Below are 19,273 nucleotides of genomic sequence, written 5' to 3'. Positions count from 1 at the left end.
TCGTGGACGGTGCAGAGCGCAGGCTCGTCGGCGACTCGGCGGGTGAGCGGCAGCGCGAGGTCATCGTCGTCGGGTCGGGCATCGCCGGGCTCGTGGCCGCGTTGAGCGCCGTGTCGGGGCCCGAGCCCGTGCGACCGAACGTCACCATCGTGACCAAGGGCGAGGTCGACGAGTCGAACACGCGCTATGCCCAGGGCGGCATCGCGGCGGCGTGGTTCCCGGATGATTCGGCTGCGGCTCATGCGGCCGACACGGTGCGCGCGGGGGCCGGTCTCGCGGATGCCGCGGCCGTCGATGTATTGACCGGCGAGGGCGCGAGTGCGATCGACGCGCTCATCGGCTGGGGTGTGCAGTTCGACCGCGGTGGCGAAGATCTCGGCGGCAGCGACCGCGTCATCAGCAAGGGTGAGGCACCGTATGCCCGCGGCCTCGAGGCGGCTCACTCGGCGGCCCGTGTGCTGCACGCCGGCGGCGATCGAACGGGTGCCGAGATCAAACGGGCGCTGGTTGCGGCTGTGCGCGCGGCCGGCATTCGCGTCATCGAAAACGCCGTCCTCGTGGATGTCGTCATGGACTCGAGTTCTGCGGCCGACTCGCGTATTGCCCGGGTCGCCGGGGTCTCGATCCTGCGCGACGCGACTCAACCACGTCGCGATGAAGGCTTGCTCGGATTCTTGTCGGCCGACGACGTCGTGATTGCGACGGGTGGGGCCGGTCAGCTGTTCGCCCACACGACCAACCCCGACGTCGCGACGGGCGACGGCGTGGCCGCAGCGTGGCGCGCGGGGGCCGAGGTGGCCGATCTCGAGTTCGTGCAATTTCATCCGACGACCCTCGATGCGCCCGGAAACTTCCTCATCTCTGAGGCGGTGCGCGGCGAAGGGGCCGTGCTGCTCGGCGCCGACGGCGACCGGTTCATGACGCGCGTGCACGACGACGCCGAGCTGGCGCCCCGCGACATCGTGGCCCGGGCGATCGCGGCCCAGATGGCCCGGCAGAGCGGCAAACCGGTTCTCCTCGACGCGACCGCCCTGGGCGCCGAGTTCCTCGCCCGACGCTTCCCCGGTATCGACCGTGCCACGCGCGCGCTCGGCGTCGATTGGGCTCGGCAGCCGCTGCCGATCACGCCGGCCGCGCACTACTCCATGGGCGGAATCGTCACCGACCTCGACGGGCGCACCAACGTGCCCGGGCTGTGGGCCGTCGGCGAGGCGGCCCGCACGGGGGTGCACGGCGCCAACCGTCTCGCCTCCAACTCGTTGCTCGAAGGCGCGGTGTTCGGCATGCGGGTGGGGCGGATGCTGAACGAACACGTTTCGGCATGCGTGTCCGCTCTGGGGGAGCCCGGAGCAGCGGCGCTTGCTGCCGGACAGCCCGCGCCGTTCGACCGGGCCGCGCTGCAACGGATCATGTGGGAGCGGGTCGGACTGCTGCGCGACGAAGCGGGTTTGCGCGCGGCATCCGCTGACCTCGATCGGATGATCGCACCTCCCGCCCTCGACCGACGCAGTGTCGAAGATCGCAACCTTCTCGACCTGGCTCGGCTCACCGTCGCTGGCGCGCTCGCCCGCACCGAGTCCCGAGGGGCGCATTCGCGGAGCGACATCCCCGAGACGCGGCCCGGGCTGGCTCGACCCCTCGTGTCGGCCGCGCGACCGCCCGCACCCGCCTCAGCGCCCGGCACATCCGTTGTTTCGACGGCGCTCGTCGGCGAACCTGCGCTGTCCGAGCCACACGATCAGAAGCCCGTCGCGCATTCCGAGCAGCACGAACACTCTGAGCCGCACGACCGCTCCGACCCGCGCGATACCTCCGACACAGAAAAGACCTCAGCATGCTGACCGCCCGCACCATCGACCGCGTCGTCCTCCTGGCCCTCGACGAGGATGCGCCCTTCGGCGACCTCACCTCCGAGGCGCTCATCCCGGCGAGCGCCACCGCGACCGCCGCCCTCGTCGCGCGAGAACCCGGGGTGTTCTCGGGCGGCGCCGTGTTCGAGGCTGCCTTCCGCCTCACCGACCCGGCCGTCACCGTGACCCTGCTCGCCGCCGACGGCGACCGCTTCGAGCCCGGGGACACGCTCGCCCGCGTGCAGGGCCCCGCGCGCGGCGTCTTGCAGGCCGAACGCATCGGCCTGAACTTCACGCAGCGGATGAGCGGCATCGCCACGCTGACCGCGCGGTTCGCCGACGCCATCCGCGGCACGGGTGCGCGCATCGTCGACACGCGCAAGACCACGCCCGGCCTGCGCGCCTTCGAACGCCACGCCGTGCGCTCGGGCGGCGGCCACAACCACCGGTTCTCTTTGTCGGACGCGGTCATGGCGAAGGACAACCACCTCGCCGTGCTCACGGCCGACGGAACTGGGCTCACCGAGGCGCTCGCCGGCGTGCGCGACCGGCTGCCGCACACCACGCACATCGAGGTGGAGGTCGACCGTCTCGACCAGATCGAGCCCGTGCTCGCGGCGGGCGTCGACACGATCATGCTCGACAACTTCACGCTCGACGACCTGCGCGAGGGCGTGCGCATGATCGCCGGCCGCGCGATCGTCGAGGCGAGCGGCAACGTCACCCTCGACACCGTGCGCGCGATCGCCGAAACGGGTGTCGACGTCATCTCGTCGGGCGCGCTCACCCACAGCGTGCGGTCACTCGACCTCGGGTTGGATGTCGAGCTGCACGTGGCCTCGGCGACTCCGACGTCCCCGACATCCCCCGCGCGTGCGGTAGCGCTGGCGGCTGAGGAAGCCTCGGCATCCTGACCATGCTCTACCTCGACAACGCCGCAACCACGCCCGTGCGGCGCGATGCGCTCGAAGCGATGTGGCCCTACCTGACGGCCGAGTTCGGCAACCCGTCGAGCCATCACACCGTCGGCGAGCGCGCCGCATCCGCCCTGGCCGATGCGCGGCGCACGGTGGCCGACTGGTGGGGCGTGCGGGCAAGCGAGGTCGTCTTCACCTCGGGCGGCACCGAGGCCGACAACCTCGCGGTCAAGGGCATCGTGCTCGCCCGTCAGCCGCGCGGCGCGCACATCGTCTCGACGCGCATCGAACATGAAGCCGTTCTCGAGTCCCTGCACTACCTCGAGCGCTTTCATGACGCCCACGTCACCTACGTCGACACCGACGAGACGGGCCTCGTCACGCCCGAGGCCCTCGCCGCCGTGCTGCGCGACGACACCACGCTGGTCAGCATCATGCTGGCCAACAACGAGATCGGCACGGTGCAGGATGTCGCGAGCCTCGCTCAGGTCGCGCACGGCGTCGGCGCAGCCTTCCACACCGACGCGGTGCAGGCCGCCGGATGGCTCGACCTCAACGTTGCATCGCTCGGCGTCGACGCCCTCAGCGTGTCGGGCCACAAGCTCGGTGCCCCCAAAGGCATCGGAGCCGCCTACGTGCGAGCCCGCGTGGGCGTCGAACCCGTCCTCCACGGCGGCGGCCAGGAGCGCGGCTGGCGCAGCGGCACCGAGAACGTGGCGGGAGCCGTGGGCATGGCAGCAGCGGTGCGGGCCGCCGAACACGAGCGGGTCTCAGCATCCGCTCGTGTCACCGCCGTGCGCGACCGCTTCATCGCCGAGGTCCTGCGTCAGGTGCCGGGCGCGCTGCTGACGGGCCACCCCACGCGGCGCCTGCCGACCATCGCATCCTTCTGCTTTCCCGGAACCTCGGGCGAGGCCGTGCTGCTCGAACTCGAACAACGCGGCGTCGTGTCATCCAGCGGTTCGGCCTGTGCCGCCGGCAGCGACGAACCCTCACATGTGCTGACCGCCATCGGCATCGACCCGGCCATCGCGCAGACCGCCGTTCGCTTCAGCCTCGCGAGCACCACCACCGACGAGAACATGGCGGATGTCGCAACCGCCCTCGCCGCCTCGGTCGCGACGGTCTCGGGCCTCGGCTCGGCCTGACGGGCACTCCTCCCCATCGAGCGCGGCACGCGGGGCCGATAACCTGAGCCCATGACGGACAGTTGGAACAACCAATACGAGGCTTTTTCCACATCCGCTGACCCGCTGATTCCGCGTCCACCTGCCCCGCCGACCGGCCCTGGCCTGACACCCCTGCCGCTGCATCGCTGGCGTCTCGTCAACCTGTACCTGCTCGGCATCCCGCTCATCGTGCCGGTCGCCCTCATCGCGTCCTTCGTGGCCGGTCGCCGGGCGGAAAATCGCGGACGCACGCCACTGCCGTTCGAAGTTTCGTTGCTGATCACCTCGATCCTCATCGTGCTGATCATCGTCATCCTCTACATCGACCAGGCGCGAGCGGCGCGACGGTGGCGTGTGCTGCGCGAGCATTTCTCTGATGCCCTGCTCATCGAGGTCGACGTCCCCAAACACACCCGCGCACACGTGAGGATGCTTCGAGCCGCCCACCACCGCATGCGATCACATGCCGTCCTCATGGTCGGCCCCCACGGCATCGGCATCTTCGGGGATACCGACCCGCTGCGTCCCGACCTCGCGCTGCGCTGGGACAACGTCGGACGCGTCGCCACCACCGCGAGCCCCCGCTCGGTCTGGATCATCATCGAGACGCGCAACCCCGCGAATCCGGCGGAGAACGGCGTGCTCGTCGACCTCAAGATGAGCCCGTTCCACGCGGCGACGCTCCTCTCGTATCTGAAGACGGAGCCGCAGCTCGCGCAGACGCTCGCTCAGGTAGCCTCCTGGCGCGACCGCCTCTACACGAACGCGTGAGTCCGCTGGCAACCCCTTTTCGCCGCCCAAGGCGATCGTTACGGTGGAACCATGACTGACGCACCGGAACACCACAACCCGAAAGACGCCGACCACGACCTCGAAGACGAGCTCGAGCTCGCTCCCGAGGAGAAGAGCGACTGGCTGCCCGAGGCCGAGCCCACCGACGGCCCCGCCCCCTCGGCCTGAGCTTCGCTCAGTGACGAAGAGGCCCGCCACCGCGAGCGCGGGGCGGGCCTCTTCGTCATGTATATGAGTTTGTTGTCAGGGTTCCACGAGCCTCGAGTCGGCTCTGACGCGGAAGTACTTCAGCCTTACGCCTGCCCTGACGCGAACGTGCGTATTATTTGCCGGCTTTCTAAGCGTCGCTGCCTCGACCGGCCCGAGGCGCGGCACTCGAAGTCCCCGTAGAGGCCCCACGATCACCCGTGCAGCGCTTCACCGTGACCGTGAACCACACGGCCACCAAGACCACGGTCAGGCCCAAAAGCCCGGCGGATATGAGGTACCCCATCGTTGCAACCATCGGACTAACCTAGAAGGACCCGCTGGACAGCGCAAGGCGACCCGTTCTCGCAACCGCCACCTGCACTCCTCCCTCCCCGTAGCTCACCCCGCCCCTCTCGCCCGGAAGCCTCATGACCTCCTCCCCCACCCCGACTCCCCCGACATCCCCATTCGACGAGCGCGTCGACGCGTTCTGGCGGGACTTCGACGAGACGCGCGGCGACGACCTGGTCGACGAGATGCAACTGATCGTCGACAAATCCGTCGGCGCCACGGCATCCGCTGCGCTCTATGAGCTGGCCTCGGTTCACGACGCGCTCGGGCAAGAAGATGACGCGATCCCCCTCTATGAGTCGGCGCTCGCCTCGGGCCTCGACGCCCAACGCCACCCGCAAGCCGTCGTGCAACTCGCGAGCACTTATCGCAACGTCGGCCGCCTGGATGATTCAGTCACCCTCCTCAAAACGCTCGACCTCTCCGACCCCGCCGTCACCGACATCGTGGGCATCGCGCCGGCCGCCTTCCTCGCGCTCTCGCTGCACGACGCCGGCCGCCCGACCGAAGCTCTCGCCCAGCTGCTCACGGCGGTCGCTCCGACCCTGCCGCTCTACACGCGCTCGGTCACGAACTACGCTGCGACCCTCGAGCCGCCGCGCAACGCCTAGCTCGCGCATCCGCTCGCCGCCAGCGTTTCGGGCGTGTTGCCCAGCCCACGCAGAACTCTCGCAGCCGCCGCTAACTCCGCGTTCACGCAACGTTTGGACAGCTATAGGTTGCTCCCCAGCCGCCTGCAACCTCTGCTTCCTATCGTTGTTCTCAGTTGAGACGGGATGATTCGCTCTCCCGGTCAGCTACACCACACCCAGCAAGTCCCCGTCGGCCCGAGGCCACGGGGACTTCGCCATTAACGGACAACCCGGCCCATCTTCTTCGCGCTGGCCGCACCCCGCTAGGCTGAAAGGCTGCGCTCCTGCAGCCTCCTCTGCCCGCAACGATCGAATGGATGCCGCGCAATGACGCCCGCCGACAGCACACCTCTCCCCGCTCCAGATCGCGCCGCCGCCGACGCCTTCTGGGCCGCCTATGCGACAGCCCACCCGGATGTCGTGCGCGTCGCCCCCGACTACACGGTCGAGTCGTTCGGCGACTCCCCGCGCCTCGCCGACGCCTTGCTGCGCGAGGTCACCCACGGGGCGAAACGCGCCACCGCCGAACTCGCCACCGCATTCCACGCCGACGGCGACCAGCTGCCGCGCATCGGCTCGCACTGGATCGCGTGCGATGGTCGCGGCCATCCCGCCATCATCATGCGCAGCACCGAACTGCGCCTTGCCACGTTCAACGAGGTCGACGAGGCCTTCGCCTACGACGAGGGCGAAGACGACCGCACCCTCGCCAGTTGGCGCCGCGAACACCGCCGCTACTGGGAGCGCACGTGCGCGGCCCGCGGCGTCGAGTGGTCGGAGGACGACGAGATCGTCCTCGAACGCTTCCGCGTCGTCTGGCCGCCGGAGTTCGCCGACTAGCGCGCGCTCGCCCGCCTCACGCCCCAGCGCATGAAAAAAGCGCTCCCTCTCACCGGGGGCGACTGAGAGGGAGCGCTGCGTCTAATCATCATCATTGTGGCGGCCCGCCGTCCCCCGGCCAACACCCCAGTGCGAGGGTCGAGTTTCTCCAGGCCTGAGTACTGACCCAGCGCCATCGTCCGAGGTGGTTAGGCTTGCTGAATGGCAACGGTTCTTCTCGTGCGGCACGGCCTCACCACAGCAAATGCCGCCGGGCTGCTGGCTGGGAGGGCCGCGGGCGTCGGTCTCGACCAGATCGGCCGCGACCAAGCCGCTCTGACCGGAACGCGGCTCGCGGCCGTTCCACTGGTCGCGGTGGTGGCAAGCCCTCTCGAGCGTTGTCAGCAGACTGCCGAGTACATCATCGAGCGTCAGGCGGGCACACCGCACACGTCGGTTGATCCCGATCTCACCGAGTGCGACTACGGGCAGTGGCAGGGCCGCACCCTCTCCGAGCTCGCGACCGAGGATCTGTGGCCGGTGGTGCAATCGCAACCATCGGCGGTCACTTTTCCCGGTGGTGAATCCATGGCCGCGATGCAGGCCCGGTCGGTGGCAGCCATCCGCCGACACGATGCAGCCGTCGAAGCCGAGCACGGGCCCGAGGCCGTCTGGGTCGCGGTCAGCCACGGCGACATCATCAAGTCGATTCTCGCCGACGCGCTCGGTATGCACCTCGACCTGTTCCAACGCATCAACGTGGGCCCGGCATCCGTATCAATCGTGCGCTACGGCGCCGGTCGGCCGAGCGTCCACGCGACCAACACAGAGGCGGGCGACCTGTCGTGGCTAGCGAAGGGCATCCGCTCCGGCGATGCACCGGTCGGTGGCGGCACCGGGCACAGCGCGCCGTCGACCAGAGACGCTTAGGCTACTGACATGCCTCTACGTGTTCACGAGTTCGATTGGCCCGACCGAGCCGTCATCGGCACCGTCGGCCCGCCCGGGGCCCGCACCTTCTACCTGCAGGTGCGCTCGGGGACGCGACTGATGTGCGTCGCCCTCGAGAAGCAGCAGTCGGCCCTGCTCGCGGACATGATCGACGAAATCCTCGACCAGCTCATCACCGTCGAGGGCAACCCGTTCAGCGTGCCCGCTGGCACTCCCCCGGAGCTCGTCGACAACGATCAGCTCGATCCCGTCGAGGAGCACTTCCGCACCGGCGCCATCAACCTCGGTTGGGACCCGACGACTGCCCAGGTCGTCATCGAGGCCTACCCTCTCGCCGACGACGATGCAGCGTTTGACGACGCCGTCCGGATGCTTGCCGAGGACAGCGCTCCCGAGGCCGAAATGCTCATGCTGCGCATGCCCGTGGGCACCGCCCGCGCATTCGCCAACCGCACCCGGGAGATCGTGGGAGCCGGGCGCCCGGCGTGCCCGATCTGCGGCTACCCGGTGGACCCCGACGGTCACATCTGCACGCGTCCCGAGGTCTGATGTCGACAACAGACCTGATGACCACCGAGCTGAAGGTCGTCGGCCGCATCAGGACGGCGTCCAACGCCACGTTCCTCGGAAGCATCGGCGACGTGAGCGTCGTCTACAAGCCGATAGCCGGGGAGAGTCCGCTATGGGACTTCCCCGACGGCTGCCTGGCGCACCGGGAGGTGGCCGCTTACCGGGTGTCGCAGGCCTTCGGCTGGGATATCGTGCCGCACACCTGGCTGCGCGACGGCCCCTTCGGCGAAGGCATGGTTCAGCTCTGGCAGGAAACGGATGCCGACCACACCGCCGTCGACCTCATCGGGGCTGAGCAGGAGCCGGAGTTCGGCTGGAAGCGCGTTCTGGAGGGGGTCGACGAGGACGACCAGCCGGTCACCCTCATTCATGAAGACACCGTGGCACTTCGGCGCATGGCCGTGTTCGACCTGGTGGTCAACAACGCCGACCGCAAGGGTGACCACATCCTTGCCCTGCCGGACGGCCACCGCCACGGCGTCGATCACGGGCTGACCTTCCACCGCGACTACAAGTTGCGCACGGTTCTCTGGGGATGGCTGGGAGACCCTCTCGCCGCCGACGAGCTCGAAGGCGTCGATCGCATCAGCGAAGGGCTACAGGGGGCCCTGGGAGACGACCTCGCGGACCTGCTCAGCGCCCCAGAGATCGCCGCGCTCGCCGCTCGATGCTCCGCGGTTCGCGCGGCCGGGCGGTTTCCTGCTCCCGTCGGTGGGATGCCGGCGGTTCCCTGGCCGCTGTTCTGACGTGGCTCGTCTCGCTTGCCGAGGCGAGCGTCGAACGCCCAGCCGCTAAACGTTGAAGCGGAACTCCACCACGTCGCCATCCTGCATGGTGTAGTCCTTGCCTTCCATGCGGGCTTTGCCCTTGGAGCGGGCCTCGGCGACTGAGCCGGTTTCGACGAGGTCGTCGAAGGAGATGACCTCGGCCTTGATGAAGCCCTTTTCAAAGTCAGTGTGGATGACGCCGGCGGCCTGAGGGGCCTTGGCGCCCTGCGGAATCGTCCAGGCGCGCGACTCTTTGGGGCCCGCCGTGAGGTAGGTCTGCAGGCCGAGCGTGGCGAAGCCGATGCGGGCGAGCTGGTCGAGGCCCGACTCGGTCTGGCCGGTGGACTCGAGCATTTCTGCGGCATCCGCCTCGTCGAGGTCGATGAGCTCGGATTCGAGTTTGGCGTCGAGGAAGACAGCCTTGGCGGGCGCGACCAGGGCGGCTAGTTCATCCAGCTTGGCGGCGTCTTGCAGGATGGGCTCGTCCACGTTGAAGACGTAGATGAAGGGCTTGGCCGTGAGGAGGCCGAGCTCACGCACGGGGGCCAGGTCGATGGTGGACGACGACAGGGGCTTGCCGGTGTCGAGGTATTCGCGAGCGGCCTTCGCCGTTTCGAGAACGATGGGCTCGAGCTTCTTGCCCTTGACCTCTTTTTCGAAGCGAGCCTCGGCCTTTTCGAGGGTCTGGAGGTCGGCGAGGACGAGCTCGGTGTTGATGGTCTCCATGTCGCTGGCCGGGTTGACCGCGCCGTCGACGTGCACGACGTCGCTGTCGCTGAAGCCGCGCACGACCTGGGCGATGGCGTCGGCCTCGCGGATGTTCGCGAGGAACTGGTTGCCCAGGCCCTCACCTTCGCTGGCGCCGCGCACGATGCCGGCGATGTCGACGAACGACACGGTCGCGGGCATGATGCGCTCGGAGCCGAAGATCTCGGCGAGCTTGTCGAGGCGCGGGTCGGGCAGGTTCACCACGCCGACGTTCGGCTCGATCGTGGCGAACGGGTAGTTCGCCGCGAGCACCGAGTTCTTGGTCAGCGCGTTGAAGAGGGTCGATTTGCCGACATTGGGAAGTCCGACGATTCCGATAGTGAGAGCCACGGGGGTCTATCGTACCGGTGATTGCCGCATGACGTCCGCCGCCGTCGCCCGACGCGCGCCCACCTCCCCGCCGATGTCGGTGGTCGCTGCGATGCTTCACCCATGGACCCCCTCATCGCACTCATCCTCGGCCTGCTCGCGGGCGCCGTTCTCGGTGTCGTGCTGGGTCTCGTGCTCGCCACGGTTCTGGGCCGCAGCGGCGGGCGTTTCGGGGCCGGCGGGCGCTACGGCTCGGCCAGCGACGGCAGCATCGAGGCGGATGCCGCAGCCTCCGTCCTCGAGGCCCGACACGCGGCTGAGATCCAGCGTGTGCTTACCGAGGAGTCCGAGCGGCGCGGCGCCTTGCGCGAGCAACTGGCGGCGGCGCAGGCAACGATGTCCGCGCTTGACGAGCAGTTGGGTGCGGCCCAGGAGCAGTATCGCGAGCTGGTCGAGCGCCACCGCGCCGAGCGGCTCGAGCAGGCCGAGAAGGAGCGCGCCGAGAGCCGCGTTCTGCAGGCCCTCGCGCCCGTCAACGAGACGCTTGCGGCCATGCAGCGCAAGGTTGCCGAGCTCGAAGAGCAGCGCAGCGCGCAGCACGGGCAGATCAGCGAGCAGCTGCGCTCGGCCACCGAGTCAGAGGAGCGCCTGCGGTCGACGGCCGAGACGCTCGCGTCGGCGTTGCGTGCCAACAACACGCGTGGGGTGTGGGGCGAGACGCAGCTGCGTCGCGTGGTCGAGGCCGCCGGGCTGATCGAGCGCGTCGACTTCGACCTGCAAGCCAACATCGTCACCGACGCCGGGGCCGGTCGGCCCGATATGGTCGTGCACCTTCCCGGTGGCAAGAACATCGCGGTCGACGCCAAAGTTCCGTTCACCGCCTACCTCGAAGCCACTAGCATTCGCGTGGATGCCTCGGCCGCCGAGCAGGCACGCCGCAACACGCTCCTCGCCGCCCACGTGAAGGCCGTGCGCGAGCACATCGTCGCGCTCGGCAGCAAGACCTATTGGCAGGGTCTGCCCTCCTCCCCCGAGCTCGTGATCGCGTTCATCCCGAGCGAGTCGCTCATCTCGTCGGCGCTCGAGAGCGACCCGTCGCTGTTGGAGTTTGCCTTCTCGAAGCGGGTGGCGTTGGCGTCCCCCGTCACGCTGTGGTCGGTGCTGAAGACCGTCGCGTTCAGCTGGCAGCAAGACGTGCTCACGGCCGAGGCGAAGCAGCTGTTCGACCTGTCGCGCGAACTGCATGGCCGGCTCGCAACGACCGCGACCCACATTGACAAGCTGGGGCGCTCGCTCGAACGCAGCGTGAAGGATTACAACGGGTTCGTCGGGTCGCTCGAACGTCAGGTGCTGCCGAGCGCGCGCAAGCTCTCGGCGCTCGACGAGACGAAGATCATCCCGCAGCTCACCGTCATCGACGAGCCGACGCGTAAGGCGACCGCGTATGAACTCATCGCCCAGAGCCCGGACGAGCCCACTCAAGGCTCGGAGGATTCGGAAGAGGATGATTCGAGCGCGGGTCATGCCGACGATGACGGGCGCATTCCGGAGGACGTTCGATCGCGTGCCGAAAGCACGACAAACGACGACACGTCTTCGCCGACAAGCAGGCTTGGCGACGAAGACGTGAAGACGCTGCCCTAACGGTTCAGCGGAAGGCGAATGTCGAAGCGCACGCCGCCACCCTTGACATCCACGATCTGCGCGGAGCCGCCGTGAGCCGACACGATCTCAGCGACGATGGAGAGACCCAGCCCCGAGCCGCCCTGGTCGCGGGAACGGGCGTCGTCGAGGCGCTCGAAGCGGTCCCAGATGCGAGACTTGTCCGCATCCGAGATATTGGCGCCGTCGTTTGCGACCGACACGACCGCGACGTTTCCCTGAACTGACGACGACAACCTGACCGTCAAACGGGCATGGCGTAGCGCGTTGTCGCCCAGGTTGCGGAGGACCCGCGCGATCAGTCGCGCATCCGCCGGCGCTTGAGCGGCAGAAACACCTCGCGCGTCGATGACGATCGAGGGCGACTCGACACCATCAGCATCAGCATCAGCATCAGCATCCGCATCCGCATCAGCGGAGGTTGCCGCGACGAGCGCGCGGAGGCGGGATGCCTCGGCGAGAACGAGGTCGTCGAGGTCCGTGGGCTGGGTTGAAAGCGCGAGGCCGTGCTCGTCGGCGCGAGCCAGCAGGAGGAGGCCCTCGACCAGGTCGGCCATACGCTGCGACTCCTCGGAGGTCGTGCGGGCGAACTCCTCGATCGGCACGCGGCCCGGGTAGCGCAACATGACCTCGGAGCTCTGGCGCAGCGACGCGATCGGTGAACGGAGCTCGTGCGAAGCATCCGAGACGAAACGGCGCTGGCGCGACTGTGCGTTGTCGAGACGCTCGAGCATGCGGTTCATGGTCACGGCCAGCGCGTCGATCTCGTCGCCCGTTCCCGGAACGCCCACGCGACGGCTCAGATCGGCGGCCGACACGCCCTCGGTTTCCCGGCGGATGCGGTCGACCGGGCGCAGGGCGCGGCCCACCACCACCCAGCAGGTCACCGCGACCAGCGCCACCAACAGCGGCAGAGCGGCGAGCAGCAAGAGCGCCGTTGTCGAAATTGCCTCGCGTCGCGCCTCATCGTCGACCCCGACGACCAAGACGCCGCCGTCGACCTCAGAGGACACGATGAACACCGGGTCGTCGTCCTCGGGCAAGATTGCCTCGCGGCCACCCTCGAACTCCGAGTCGGCGAGCGCCGGAACCTCGTCGGCGTCGTCGGATGCCGCGAGCACGCGACCGTCGTCGCCGACGAGTTGAGCGAAACCATCCGCGTCGTTCAGCGCCGACGGGCCCGAGACGTCGATCAGCGACTCGAAGCGGTCGAGTTGGGCTTCGGCGGCGACGGTCGCCTGGTCGAGCAACGTGGACTGCAGGACGACAGCGAAACCGACCGCGCCCGCGGAAACCGTGACGGCCACGACAACGCTCGCGATGACCGTGATGCGCGCCCGCACCGAACGCAGCCGACGCTTTCGCAGCTGCTTGGGCGTGTGGGCTCCAGCCCAGTTGCGCTCAGACATCCGCGACCAATCGGTAGCCCGCACCGCGCACCGTTTCGATCGACGCGCGACCGAAGGGACGGTCGACCTTGTTGCGCAGGGTGCGGATGTAGACCTCGACGATGTTGGGGTCGCCCTCGAAGTCGAAGTCCCAGACGCCGCCGAGGACATCCTTCTTCGAGCGAACCTCACCCGGCCGCGCCGCTAGGAACTGCAGCACGCTGAACTCGCGCGTCGTCAGCTCGATGGGCACGCCGCCGCGCGTGACACGCCGGGATGCCGGGTCGAGCGTGAGGTCGCCGATCGTCAAGAGGGTGGGCCGCTCTCCCCCACCGCGGCGGATCAACGCCCGCAGCCGAGCCAGGAGCACCTGGAACGAGAACGGTTTCGTGAGGTAGTCGTCAGCACCCGTGTCGAGCGCCTCGACCTGATCGAGGTCGCCATCCTTCGCCGTGAGCATGATGACGGGCGTCCAGTTCTCGTCGGCCCGCAGCTGCTCGCAGATGCGATAGCCGCTCATGCCGGGCAGCATGATGTCGAGCACGATGACCGCATAATCGTTCTCGCGCGCCAGCCACAGGCCGTCGACACCGTTCGTCGCGGTGTCCACGGCGAAACCCTCGGCCTCGAGCCCCGCCTCGATGGCACGCAACAGGTTCTTCTCGTCATCGACCACGAGAACGCGCATGTGTCACCTGCTTCGCATCAGAGGGGGTCATCGGGATGACTGGGGCCGGGGTTTCAGACTATTCGACGCACTCGCGCGCCAGAGGTTAGCGCTGCGTGCGCACGACGCCGAAGGACTCGTCGAGGTCGACATCCACCTCGGTGCCGTCCTCGAGGCGCACCTCGACCTCGAAGCGGTGGTCGGCGTCGTCGGAGCGCTCGGCGTCGACGACCGTTCCGCCCCCGGCAGCCTTGATGGCCGCCTCGGATGCCTGGGCGAGCTCGTCGCCGACCAGGTCATCCTTGTCGACCGATGCACCGGGCTGCCCCGAGGCGCCGTCGGTTGCGGCGTCGTCGGAGTCAGAGCCGCTCGACGTCGAGCCGGAGCCCGCGCCACCCGAGACGCGCGCGCGGTCGTCGTCGCCGTCGGCGCGCGACGAAAGAACCGTGAACGAGTCGTCGAGGACGACGTCGTAGGACACGCCATCCGACCCGAGCACATCGAGTTCGTAGCGGTTGTCGTCACGCTCGGCGTCGATGACCTTGCCGCCGCCGACCTCCTTCACGGCCGCCTTCGACGCGCGGTCGAGGTCGGCACCGGTCACGGCATCCGAACCCTCGAACCCGTCGGTGACCGCATAGGCGATGCCCGCGCCACCCAGCACGATTCCGGCCGTGATGGCCGAGGCGGTGATGATCTTGGTCTTCTTCTGCATGGGATGCTCCTTCATGGTTCGCTGCCCTGTTGCGGGCATGAACAGAGCATCTCGAACCGACGCTGAAGCCAACCTGAAGCGGCTAGAAATCAACCGGCGCCGGTTAACGCGAATGTCGCACCGGGCCGAAGCCAGAGGTGCGACATCCACTCAGTTCACAAGAACGTTTAGAGCCACTTCTCGACGAGGTGGTCGGCCACGACGCGACGAGCTGTGCCCGAACGCGAACGCAGCACGAGGCTCTCGGTGCGGATGATCGGGCCCTTGCGCTGCACACCCGCCACCAGTTCGCCGTTGGTCACACCGGTCGCCACGAAGTAGGTGTTGTCGCCACGCACGAGGTCGTCGCCCGTGAGGATGCGGTCGAGGTCGTGGCCGGCCGCGATGGCCTTCTCACGCTCGGCGTCGTCCTTCGGCATGAGCTTGCCCTGGATGAGGCCGCCCAGAGCCTTGACGGCGCAGGCCGTGATGATGCCCTCGGGGGTTCCGCCGATGCCCACGCACATGTCGATGCGGGACTCGTAGCGGGCCGCGTTGATGCCACCGGCGACGTCGCCGTCGAGCAGCAGTCGGGTTCCGGCGCCGGCCTCGCGGATCTCCTCGATGAGGTTGGCGTGGCGAGGGCGGTCGAGCACGGCAATGCGCATCTCTTCGACGCTCTTGCCCTTGGCCTTCGCCAGAGCGCGGATGTTGTCGCCGATGGGGCGCGAGATGTCGATGACGCCGTGGCCCTCGGGACCGGTCACGATCTTGTCCATGTAGAACACGGCCGACGGGTCGAACATGCTGCCCCGGTCGGAGACGGCGATGACCGAGAGCGCGTTCTGGCGGCCGGCGGCGGTGAGGCTCGTGCCGTCGATGGGGTCGACCGCGATGTCGCACGCGGGGCCCGAGCCGTTGCCCACCTGTTCGCCGTTGTAGAGCATGGGCGCGTGGTCCTTCTCGCCCTCGCCGATCACGACGACGCCCTCGAAGTTGACCGTTCCGAGGAACTTGCGCATGGCGTCGACCGCGGCACCGTCGGCGGCGTTCTTGTCGCCCCGGCCGATCCACGGCGTGGCACGGATGGCGGCCGCCTCGGTCGCTCGCACCAGCTCCATTGCGAGGTTGCGGTCGGGGTGCAGGTATTGGGTCTGTGTTTCTTGCGTCACGGGAATCCTCTGATTCGATCGATACATCGGCTGCATATTTATCAGGTGCTGGGGGCCCACTCCCAGCCTAGCCGCCGCCATTTCGCGAGCACCGGTCAGATCGGATGCCCCGCACGAACGTGCACTCGGCGTGCGCACTGCGCGACATCCCCCCGATCACTAAACTGGCTGCAGTAGTCCGATCTCGAAGGAGAAATCTATGCCCGTCGCCACCCCAGAGCAGTACGCCGAGATGCTCGACACCGCCAAGACGAAGGGCTTCGCCTTCCCGGCGGTCAACGTCTCGAGCTCGCAGACCATCAACTCCGTGCTGCAGGGCCTGAGCGAGGCCGGCTCCGACGGCATCATCCAGGTCACCACGGGCGGTGCTGACTATTTCGCCGGCCAGACCGTCAAGAACCGTGCGGCCGGCGCCATCGCCTTCGCCAAGTTCGCCACCGAGGTCGCCAAGAACTACCCGATCACGGTTGCGCTGCACACCGACCACTGCCCCAAGGATGCGCTCGACGGCTTCGTCATGCCCCTCATCGCCGCCAGCGAAGAAGAGGTCAAGGCCGGCCGCAACCCGATCTTCCAGTCGCACATGTGGGACGGTTCGGCCGTTCCCCTCGACGAGAACCTGCGCATCGCCGAAGACATGATCGCCCGCACCAAGGCCATCAACGCCATCCTCGAGGTCGAGATCGGCGTCGTCGGCGGCGAAGAAGACGGTGTCAGCCACGACATCAACGAGCACCTCTACACGACGCTCGACGACGCGATCGCCACCGTCGAGGCCCTGGGTCTCGGCGAGAAGGGCCGCTACATGGCCGCCCTCACGTTCGGCAACGTGCACGGCGTCTACAAGCCCGGCAACGTCAAGCTCAAGCCCGAGCTGCTGAAAGAGATCCAGGATGGCCTCGCCGCCAAGTACGGCCACGGCCCCAAGCCGCTCGACCTCGTGTTCCACGGCGGCTCCGGCTCCACCGACGACGAGATCGCCGAGGCCGTGCGCAACGGTGTCATCAAGATGAACATCGACACCGACACGCAGTACGCGTTCAGCCGCTCGATCGCCGACACCGTGCTGAAGAACTACGACGGCTTCCTCAAGGTCGACGGCGAAGTGGGCAACAAGAAGGTCTACGACCCGCGCTCGTGGGGCAAGATCGCCGAGACCGCGATGGCCGCCCGCGTCGTCGACGCCACGCGCCAGCTCGGTTCCGCCGGAAACGCCATCTCGCGCTAAACCCTCGGTCGGCCGCGTGCACTGCGCGGCCGACCCGCAACGACGAACGCCCCGTGGATGCATCCGCGGGGCGTTTATCGTTTGTACTGGAGTTATCGCGAATCAACCGCGCTGCATGACCGCATCCATGATGGTCGGGTCGGTGGCGAAGCCCGCGAAGATGACGACCGTTGCCACGACGACGAAGATGACGCCGCACAGCACCGGGATCCACCAGCTGAGCTTTCCTCGGCGGATGGCGCTCAACGACCAGAGCAACGCGACGACCCACATGAGGGCGTGGATGCCGGCCGTGATCCAGCCGAGCGTGATGAGCAGGTCGGTGGGCGGCGTGGCCGTGACGTTCATCTGCTCGAACGCCTGCTTGACCGAGACGGGGAGTGCCGAGATGCCGCTCACCGAGTTGAGCACCGCGAGCAGGCCGAAGGCCAGCAAGAGGTAGGTGATGAGACGATCGCGGCGGGCCGGGGCGACGCCGTCGGCCGAGCCGTCAGCCGTGGCGGCCGCGGACGAGCCGCCGCCGAAAGCGTTGGCGAAGAATCCACCAGGGGTCTGCTTGCCGCTGGCGGAGCCGGAGCCGGAGCGGGTTCCCGTGCCAGAGCCGTTACCCGTGCCGCTGTTTGATCCGCCGCCGGATTCCGCACCGCTCCCTCCGCGGCCAGAGGCACGCGACGGTTTCGATGAGCCCGAAACACCCGAGGACGCATCCTGACCCGTCGGCTGCGGCGTCGGCCGCTGCGCACCCGCAACTCGCTCGCCGTAGCTGGCGGGTGAGGATGCGGCGTGACCGTCGTGGTCGACGGGCGCTACGGGCGCGTCGGCATCGGCGACGACCGGAACGCCCTCTTCGGTGTCGAACGGCACGCGGATGGCGGCACGCTGCTCTTCGGGCGTCGCGTATTCGCCGAACGCCGGACGTCCGGGACGAACGGGCGCCGCAGCCGCCGAGCCGGAACCGGACGCCGCGCCAGAACCGGACGCCGTGCCGGACGCCGCGGCAGCAGCGGCCGCGTCGACGGACTCGCCGTACGTCCTCCCAGTCTCGGGCGCATCGTTCGGCACGCGCGAATCCGCACCCGTCTCGGGGGCGTCATCGTGCTGAGGCGAACCGCCGCCCGTCACCGGGTCGGTCGTAGAAGGAGGTGTGTCTGTCGTGTCGCGGTCGCCACTCACGAAGAGACCCGCCCGCCGAGCGCACGCGCTTCGCGCTGGCCCTTCAGGTTGGTGCGCAGCTCCTTGGGAAGCGAGAACATGAGGTCTTCTTCGGCCGTCTTAACCTGCTCGACGTCGAGGTAACCCGCCGTGGCGAGGTCTTCGAGCAGCTCTTGCACGAGTTCTTCGGGCACGGAGGCACCCGAGGTGACGCCGACGGTCTTCACGCCGTCGAACCACTCCTGCTTGACCTCGTGCGAGTAGTCGACGCGGTAGGCGGCCTTGGCGCCGTATTCGAGCGCGACCTCGACGAGGCGCACGCTGTTGGACGAGTTGGCCGAACCGACGACGATCACGAGGTCGGAGTCTTGCGCGACCTTCTTGATGGCCACCTGGCGGTTCTGCGTGGCGTAGCAGATGTCGTCGCTGGGCGGGTCTTGCAGGTTTGGGAAGCGCTCGCGCAGGCGGCGGACCGTCTCCATGGTCTCGTCGACCGAGAGCGTGGTCTGCGAGAGCCACACGACCTTGTCGGGGTCTTTGACGTGGATGTTGGGAACGTCGTCGGGGCTGTTGACGAGCGTGACGTGGTCGGGTGCCTCACCGGCGGTGCCCTCGACCTCTTCGTGGCCTTCGTGGCCGATCAGCAAGATCTCGAAGTCGTCGCGCGCGAACCGAACGGCCTCGCGGTGCACCTTGGTGACCAGCGGGCACGTGGCGTCGATAGCGAGCAGCCCGCGGTCTTGGGCCGCGTTGACCACGGCCGGAGACACGCCGTGGGCGCTGAACACGATGTGCGCGCCCGGCGGAACCTCGTCGACCTCATCGACGAAGATGGCGCCCTTGTTCTCGAGCTCGGACACCACGTGGATGTTGTGCACGATCTGTTTGCGCACGTAGACGGGCGAGCCGTACTGCTCGAGCGCCTTCTCGACGGCGATGACGGCGCGGTCGACGCCGGCACAGTAGCCGCGGGGGGCAGCGAGCAGAACCTTCTTCTCGCCCTGAACCGGGGTATTCTTGAGCCTCGCCCGTGCGCCTGGAATCCGGGGCATTGGCAGGCTGATCGTTGCGTCACTCACCCTTCGATTCTAGGCGCTGCCGCTGGGCGTGAGGTTAGAGGAGGAATGCATGGCTGCCGAACGCTCGACGACGGGTCGAAGCCCGAGCACGACGGGGCCGTCTTTCCGCGCAAACACGGGCTCTGGCGGGGGTGCCGACGAGGTTTC

The 19,273-nt window shown here is 68.2% G+C and carries 19 protein-coding genes; 12 read left to right on the top strand and 7 right to left on the bottom strand.

Annotated elements, in window-relative coordinates:
* Positions 1-2: 2 nt before the first annotated feature.
* The 10 genes from nadB to ACUWEX_RS05505 all read left to right on the top strand — a co-directional run bounded on the left by nadB (position 3) and on the right by ACUWEX_RS05505 (position 8,986).
* Positions 3-1,841, top strand: a complete 1,839-nt coding sequence (nadB, locus tag ACUWEX_RS05550) for an L-aspartate oxidase (RefSeq protein ID WP_445997365.1) — start codon at positions 3-5, stop codon at positions 1,839-1,841.
* On the top strand, positions 1,835-2,764 hold the full coding sequence (nadC, locus tag ACUWEX_RS05545) for a carboxylating nicotinate-nucleotide diphosphorylase (RefSeq protein WP_445997364.1): 930 nt from the start codon (positions 1,835-1,837) through the stop codon (positions 2,762-2,764). The genes nadB and nadC overlap by 7 nt, the downstream gene beginning before the upstream one ends.
* A gap of 2 nt (positions 2,765-2,766) precedes the next feature.
* Positions 2,767-3,915, top strand: a complete 1,149-nt coding sequence (locus tag ACUWEX_RS05540) for a cysteine desulfurase family protein (protein ID WP_445997363.1) — start codon at positions 2,767-2,769, stop codon at positions 3,913-3,915.
* 51 nt (positions 3,916-3,966) lie between these two features.
* Entirely contained in the window at positions 3,967-4,707 is a 741-nt protein-coding gene (locus ACUWEX_RS05535; RefSeq protein ID WP_445997362.1) for a hypothetical protein, read from the top strand.
* Between the two features lie 51 nt (positions 4,708-4,758).
* Complete coding sequence (locus tag ACUWEX_RS05530) at positions 4,759-4,896, top strand: hypothetical protein (protein ID WP_200811487.1); 138 nt, start codon at positions 4,759-4,761, stop codon at positions 4,894-4,896.
* A gap of 449 nt (positions 4,897-5,345) precedes the next feature.
* Positions 5,346-5,879, top strand: a complete 534-nt coding sequence (locus ACUWEX_RS05525) for a tetratricopeptide repeat protein (RefSeq protein WP_445997361.1) — start codon at positions 5,346-5,348, stop codon at positions 5,877-5,879.
* Between the two features lie 348 nt (positions 5,880-6,227).
* Positions 6,228-6,740: an ASCH domain-containing protein gene (locus ACUWEX_RS05520; RefSeq protein ID WP_445997360.1), complete on the top strand. Its 513-nt coding sequence runs from the start codon at positions 6,228-6,230 to the stop codon at positions 6,738-6,740.
* Between the two features lie 201 nt (positions 6,741-6,941).
* Positions 6,942-7,649, top strand: a complete 708-nt coding sequence (locus tag ACUWEX_RS05515; RefSeq protein ID WP_445997359.1) for an MSMEG_4193 family putative phosphomutase — start codon at positions 6,942-6,944, stop codon at positions 7,647-7,649.
* A 9-nt stretch (positions 7,650-7,658) separates the two neighbouring features.
* On the top strand, positions 7,659-8,219 hold the full coding sequence (locus ACUWEX_RS05510; protein ID WP_445997358.1) for a DUF3090 domain-containing protein: 561 nt from the start codon (positions 7,659-7,661) through the stop codon (positions 8,217-8,219).
* Positions 8,219-8,986 (top strand): SCO1664 family protein, encoded by a 768-nt coding sequence (locus ACUWEX_RS05505; protein WP_445997357.1) that lies wholly within the window; start codon positions 8,219-8,221, stop codon positions 8,984-8,986. Before ACUWEX_RS05510 ends, ACUWEX_RS05505 begins: the two co-directional genes overlap by 1 nt.
* A 45-nt stretch (positions 8,987-9,031) precedes the next feature.
* On the opposite strand, the gene ychF is transcribed toward ACUWEX_RS05505, so the two are convergent.
* Positions 9,032-10,105, bottom strand: a complete 1,074-nt coding sequence (ychF, locus tag ACUWEX_RS05500) for a redox-regulated ATPase YchF (RefSeq protein ID WP_077053592.1) — start codon at positions 10,103-10,105, stop codon at positions 9,032-9,034.
* Between the two features lie 102 nt (positions 10,106-10,207).
* Here ychF and rmuC point away from each other — a divergent pair, with 102 nt between their 5' ends.
* Positions 10,208-11,728 (top strand): DNA recombination protein RmuC, encoded by a 1,521-nt coding sequence (gene rmuC / locus ACUWEX_RS05495; RefSeq protein ID WP_445997356.1) that lies wholly within the window; start codon positions 10,208-10,210, stop codon positions 11,726-11,728.
* Here rmuC and ACUWEX_RS05490 read toward each other — a convergent pair.
* From ACUWEX_RS05490 to glpX, 4 genes are all read right to left on the bottom strand, one after another.
* A complete protein-coding gene (locus ACUWEX_RS05490) occupies positions 11,725-13,155 on the bottom strand; it encodes an ATP-binding protein (RefSeq protein ID WP_445997355.1) in 1,431 nt (476 codons plus the stop codon). The genes rmuC and ACUWEX_RS05490 overlap by 4 nt on opposite strands.
* Positions 13,148-13,822: a response regulator transcription factor gene (locus ACUWEX_RS05485; protein WP_079727196.1), complete on the bottom strand. Its 675-nt coding sequence runs from the start codon at positions 13,820-13,822 to the stop codon at positions 13,148-13,150. Before ACUWEX_RS05485 ends, ACUWEX_RS05490 begins: the two co-directional genes overlap by 8 nt.
* 85 nt (positions 13,823-13,907) lie before the next feature.
* Positions 13,908-14,516, bottom strand: coding sequence for a PepSY domain-containing protein (locus ACUWEX_RS05480; RefSeq protein ID WP_445997354.1), 609 nt, complete (start codon positions 14,514-14,516; stop codon positions 13,908-13,910).
* A 167-nt stretch (positions 14,517-14,683) separates the two neighbouring features.
* The gene (gene glpX, locus ACUWEX_RS05475; protein ID WP_445997353.1) at positions 14,684-15,703 is read right to left on the bottom strand and encodes a class II fructose-bisphosphatase; all 1,020 of its coding nucleotides are present in this window, start codon (positions 15,701-15,703) and stop codon (positions 14,684-14,686) included.
* Between the two features lie 163 nt (positions 15,704-15,866).
* Here glpX and fbaA point away from each other — a divergent pair, with 163 nt between their 5' ends.
* Entirely contained in the window at positions 15,867-16,895 is a 1,029-nt protein-coding gene (fbaA, locus tag ACUWEX_RS05470; RefSeq protein WP_079727194.1) for a class II fructose-bisphosphate aldolase, read from the top strand.
* Positions 16,896-16,997: 102 nt separating this feature from the next.
* Here fbaA and ACUWEX_RS05465 read toward each other — a convergent pair whose 3' ends face one another.
* Together ACUWEX_RS05465 and ACUWEX_RS05460 are read right to left on the bottom strand one after the other, a co-directional pair.
* Complete coding sequence (locus ACUWEX_RS05465) at positions 16,998-18,068, bottom strand: DUF6264 family protein (protein ID WP_445997352.1); 1,071 nt, start codon at positions 18,066-18,068, stop codon at positions 16,998-17,000.
* Positions 18,065-19,099, bottom strand: a complete 1,035-nt coding sequence (locus tag ACUWEX_RS05460) for a 4-hydroxy-3-methylbut-2-enyl diphosphate reductase (RefSeq protein WP_077053598.1) — start codon at positions 19,097-19,099, stop codon at positions 18,065-18,067. The genes ACUWEX_RS05465 and ACUWEX_RS05460 overlap by 4 nt, the downstream gene beginning before the upstream one ends.
* Between the last annotated feature and the right edge of the window lie 174 nt (positions 19,100-19,273).

It is taken from the genome of Okibacterium fritillariae, from assembly GCF_052783725.1.
Note: the sequence above shows the minus strand (reverse complement) of the source record. Positions and strands in the feature narration are given on the sequence as shown.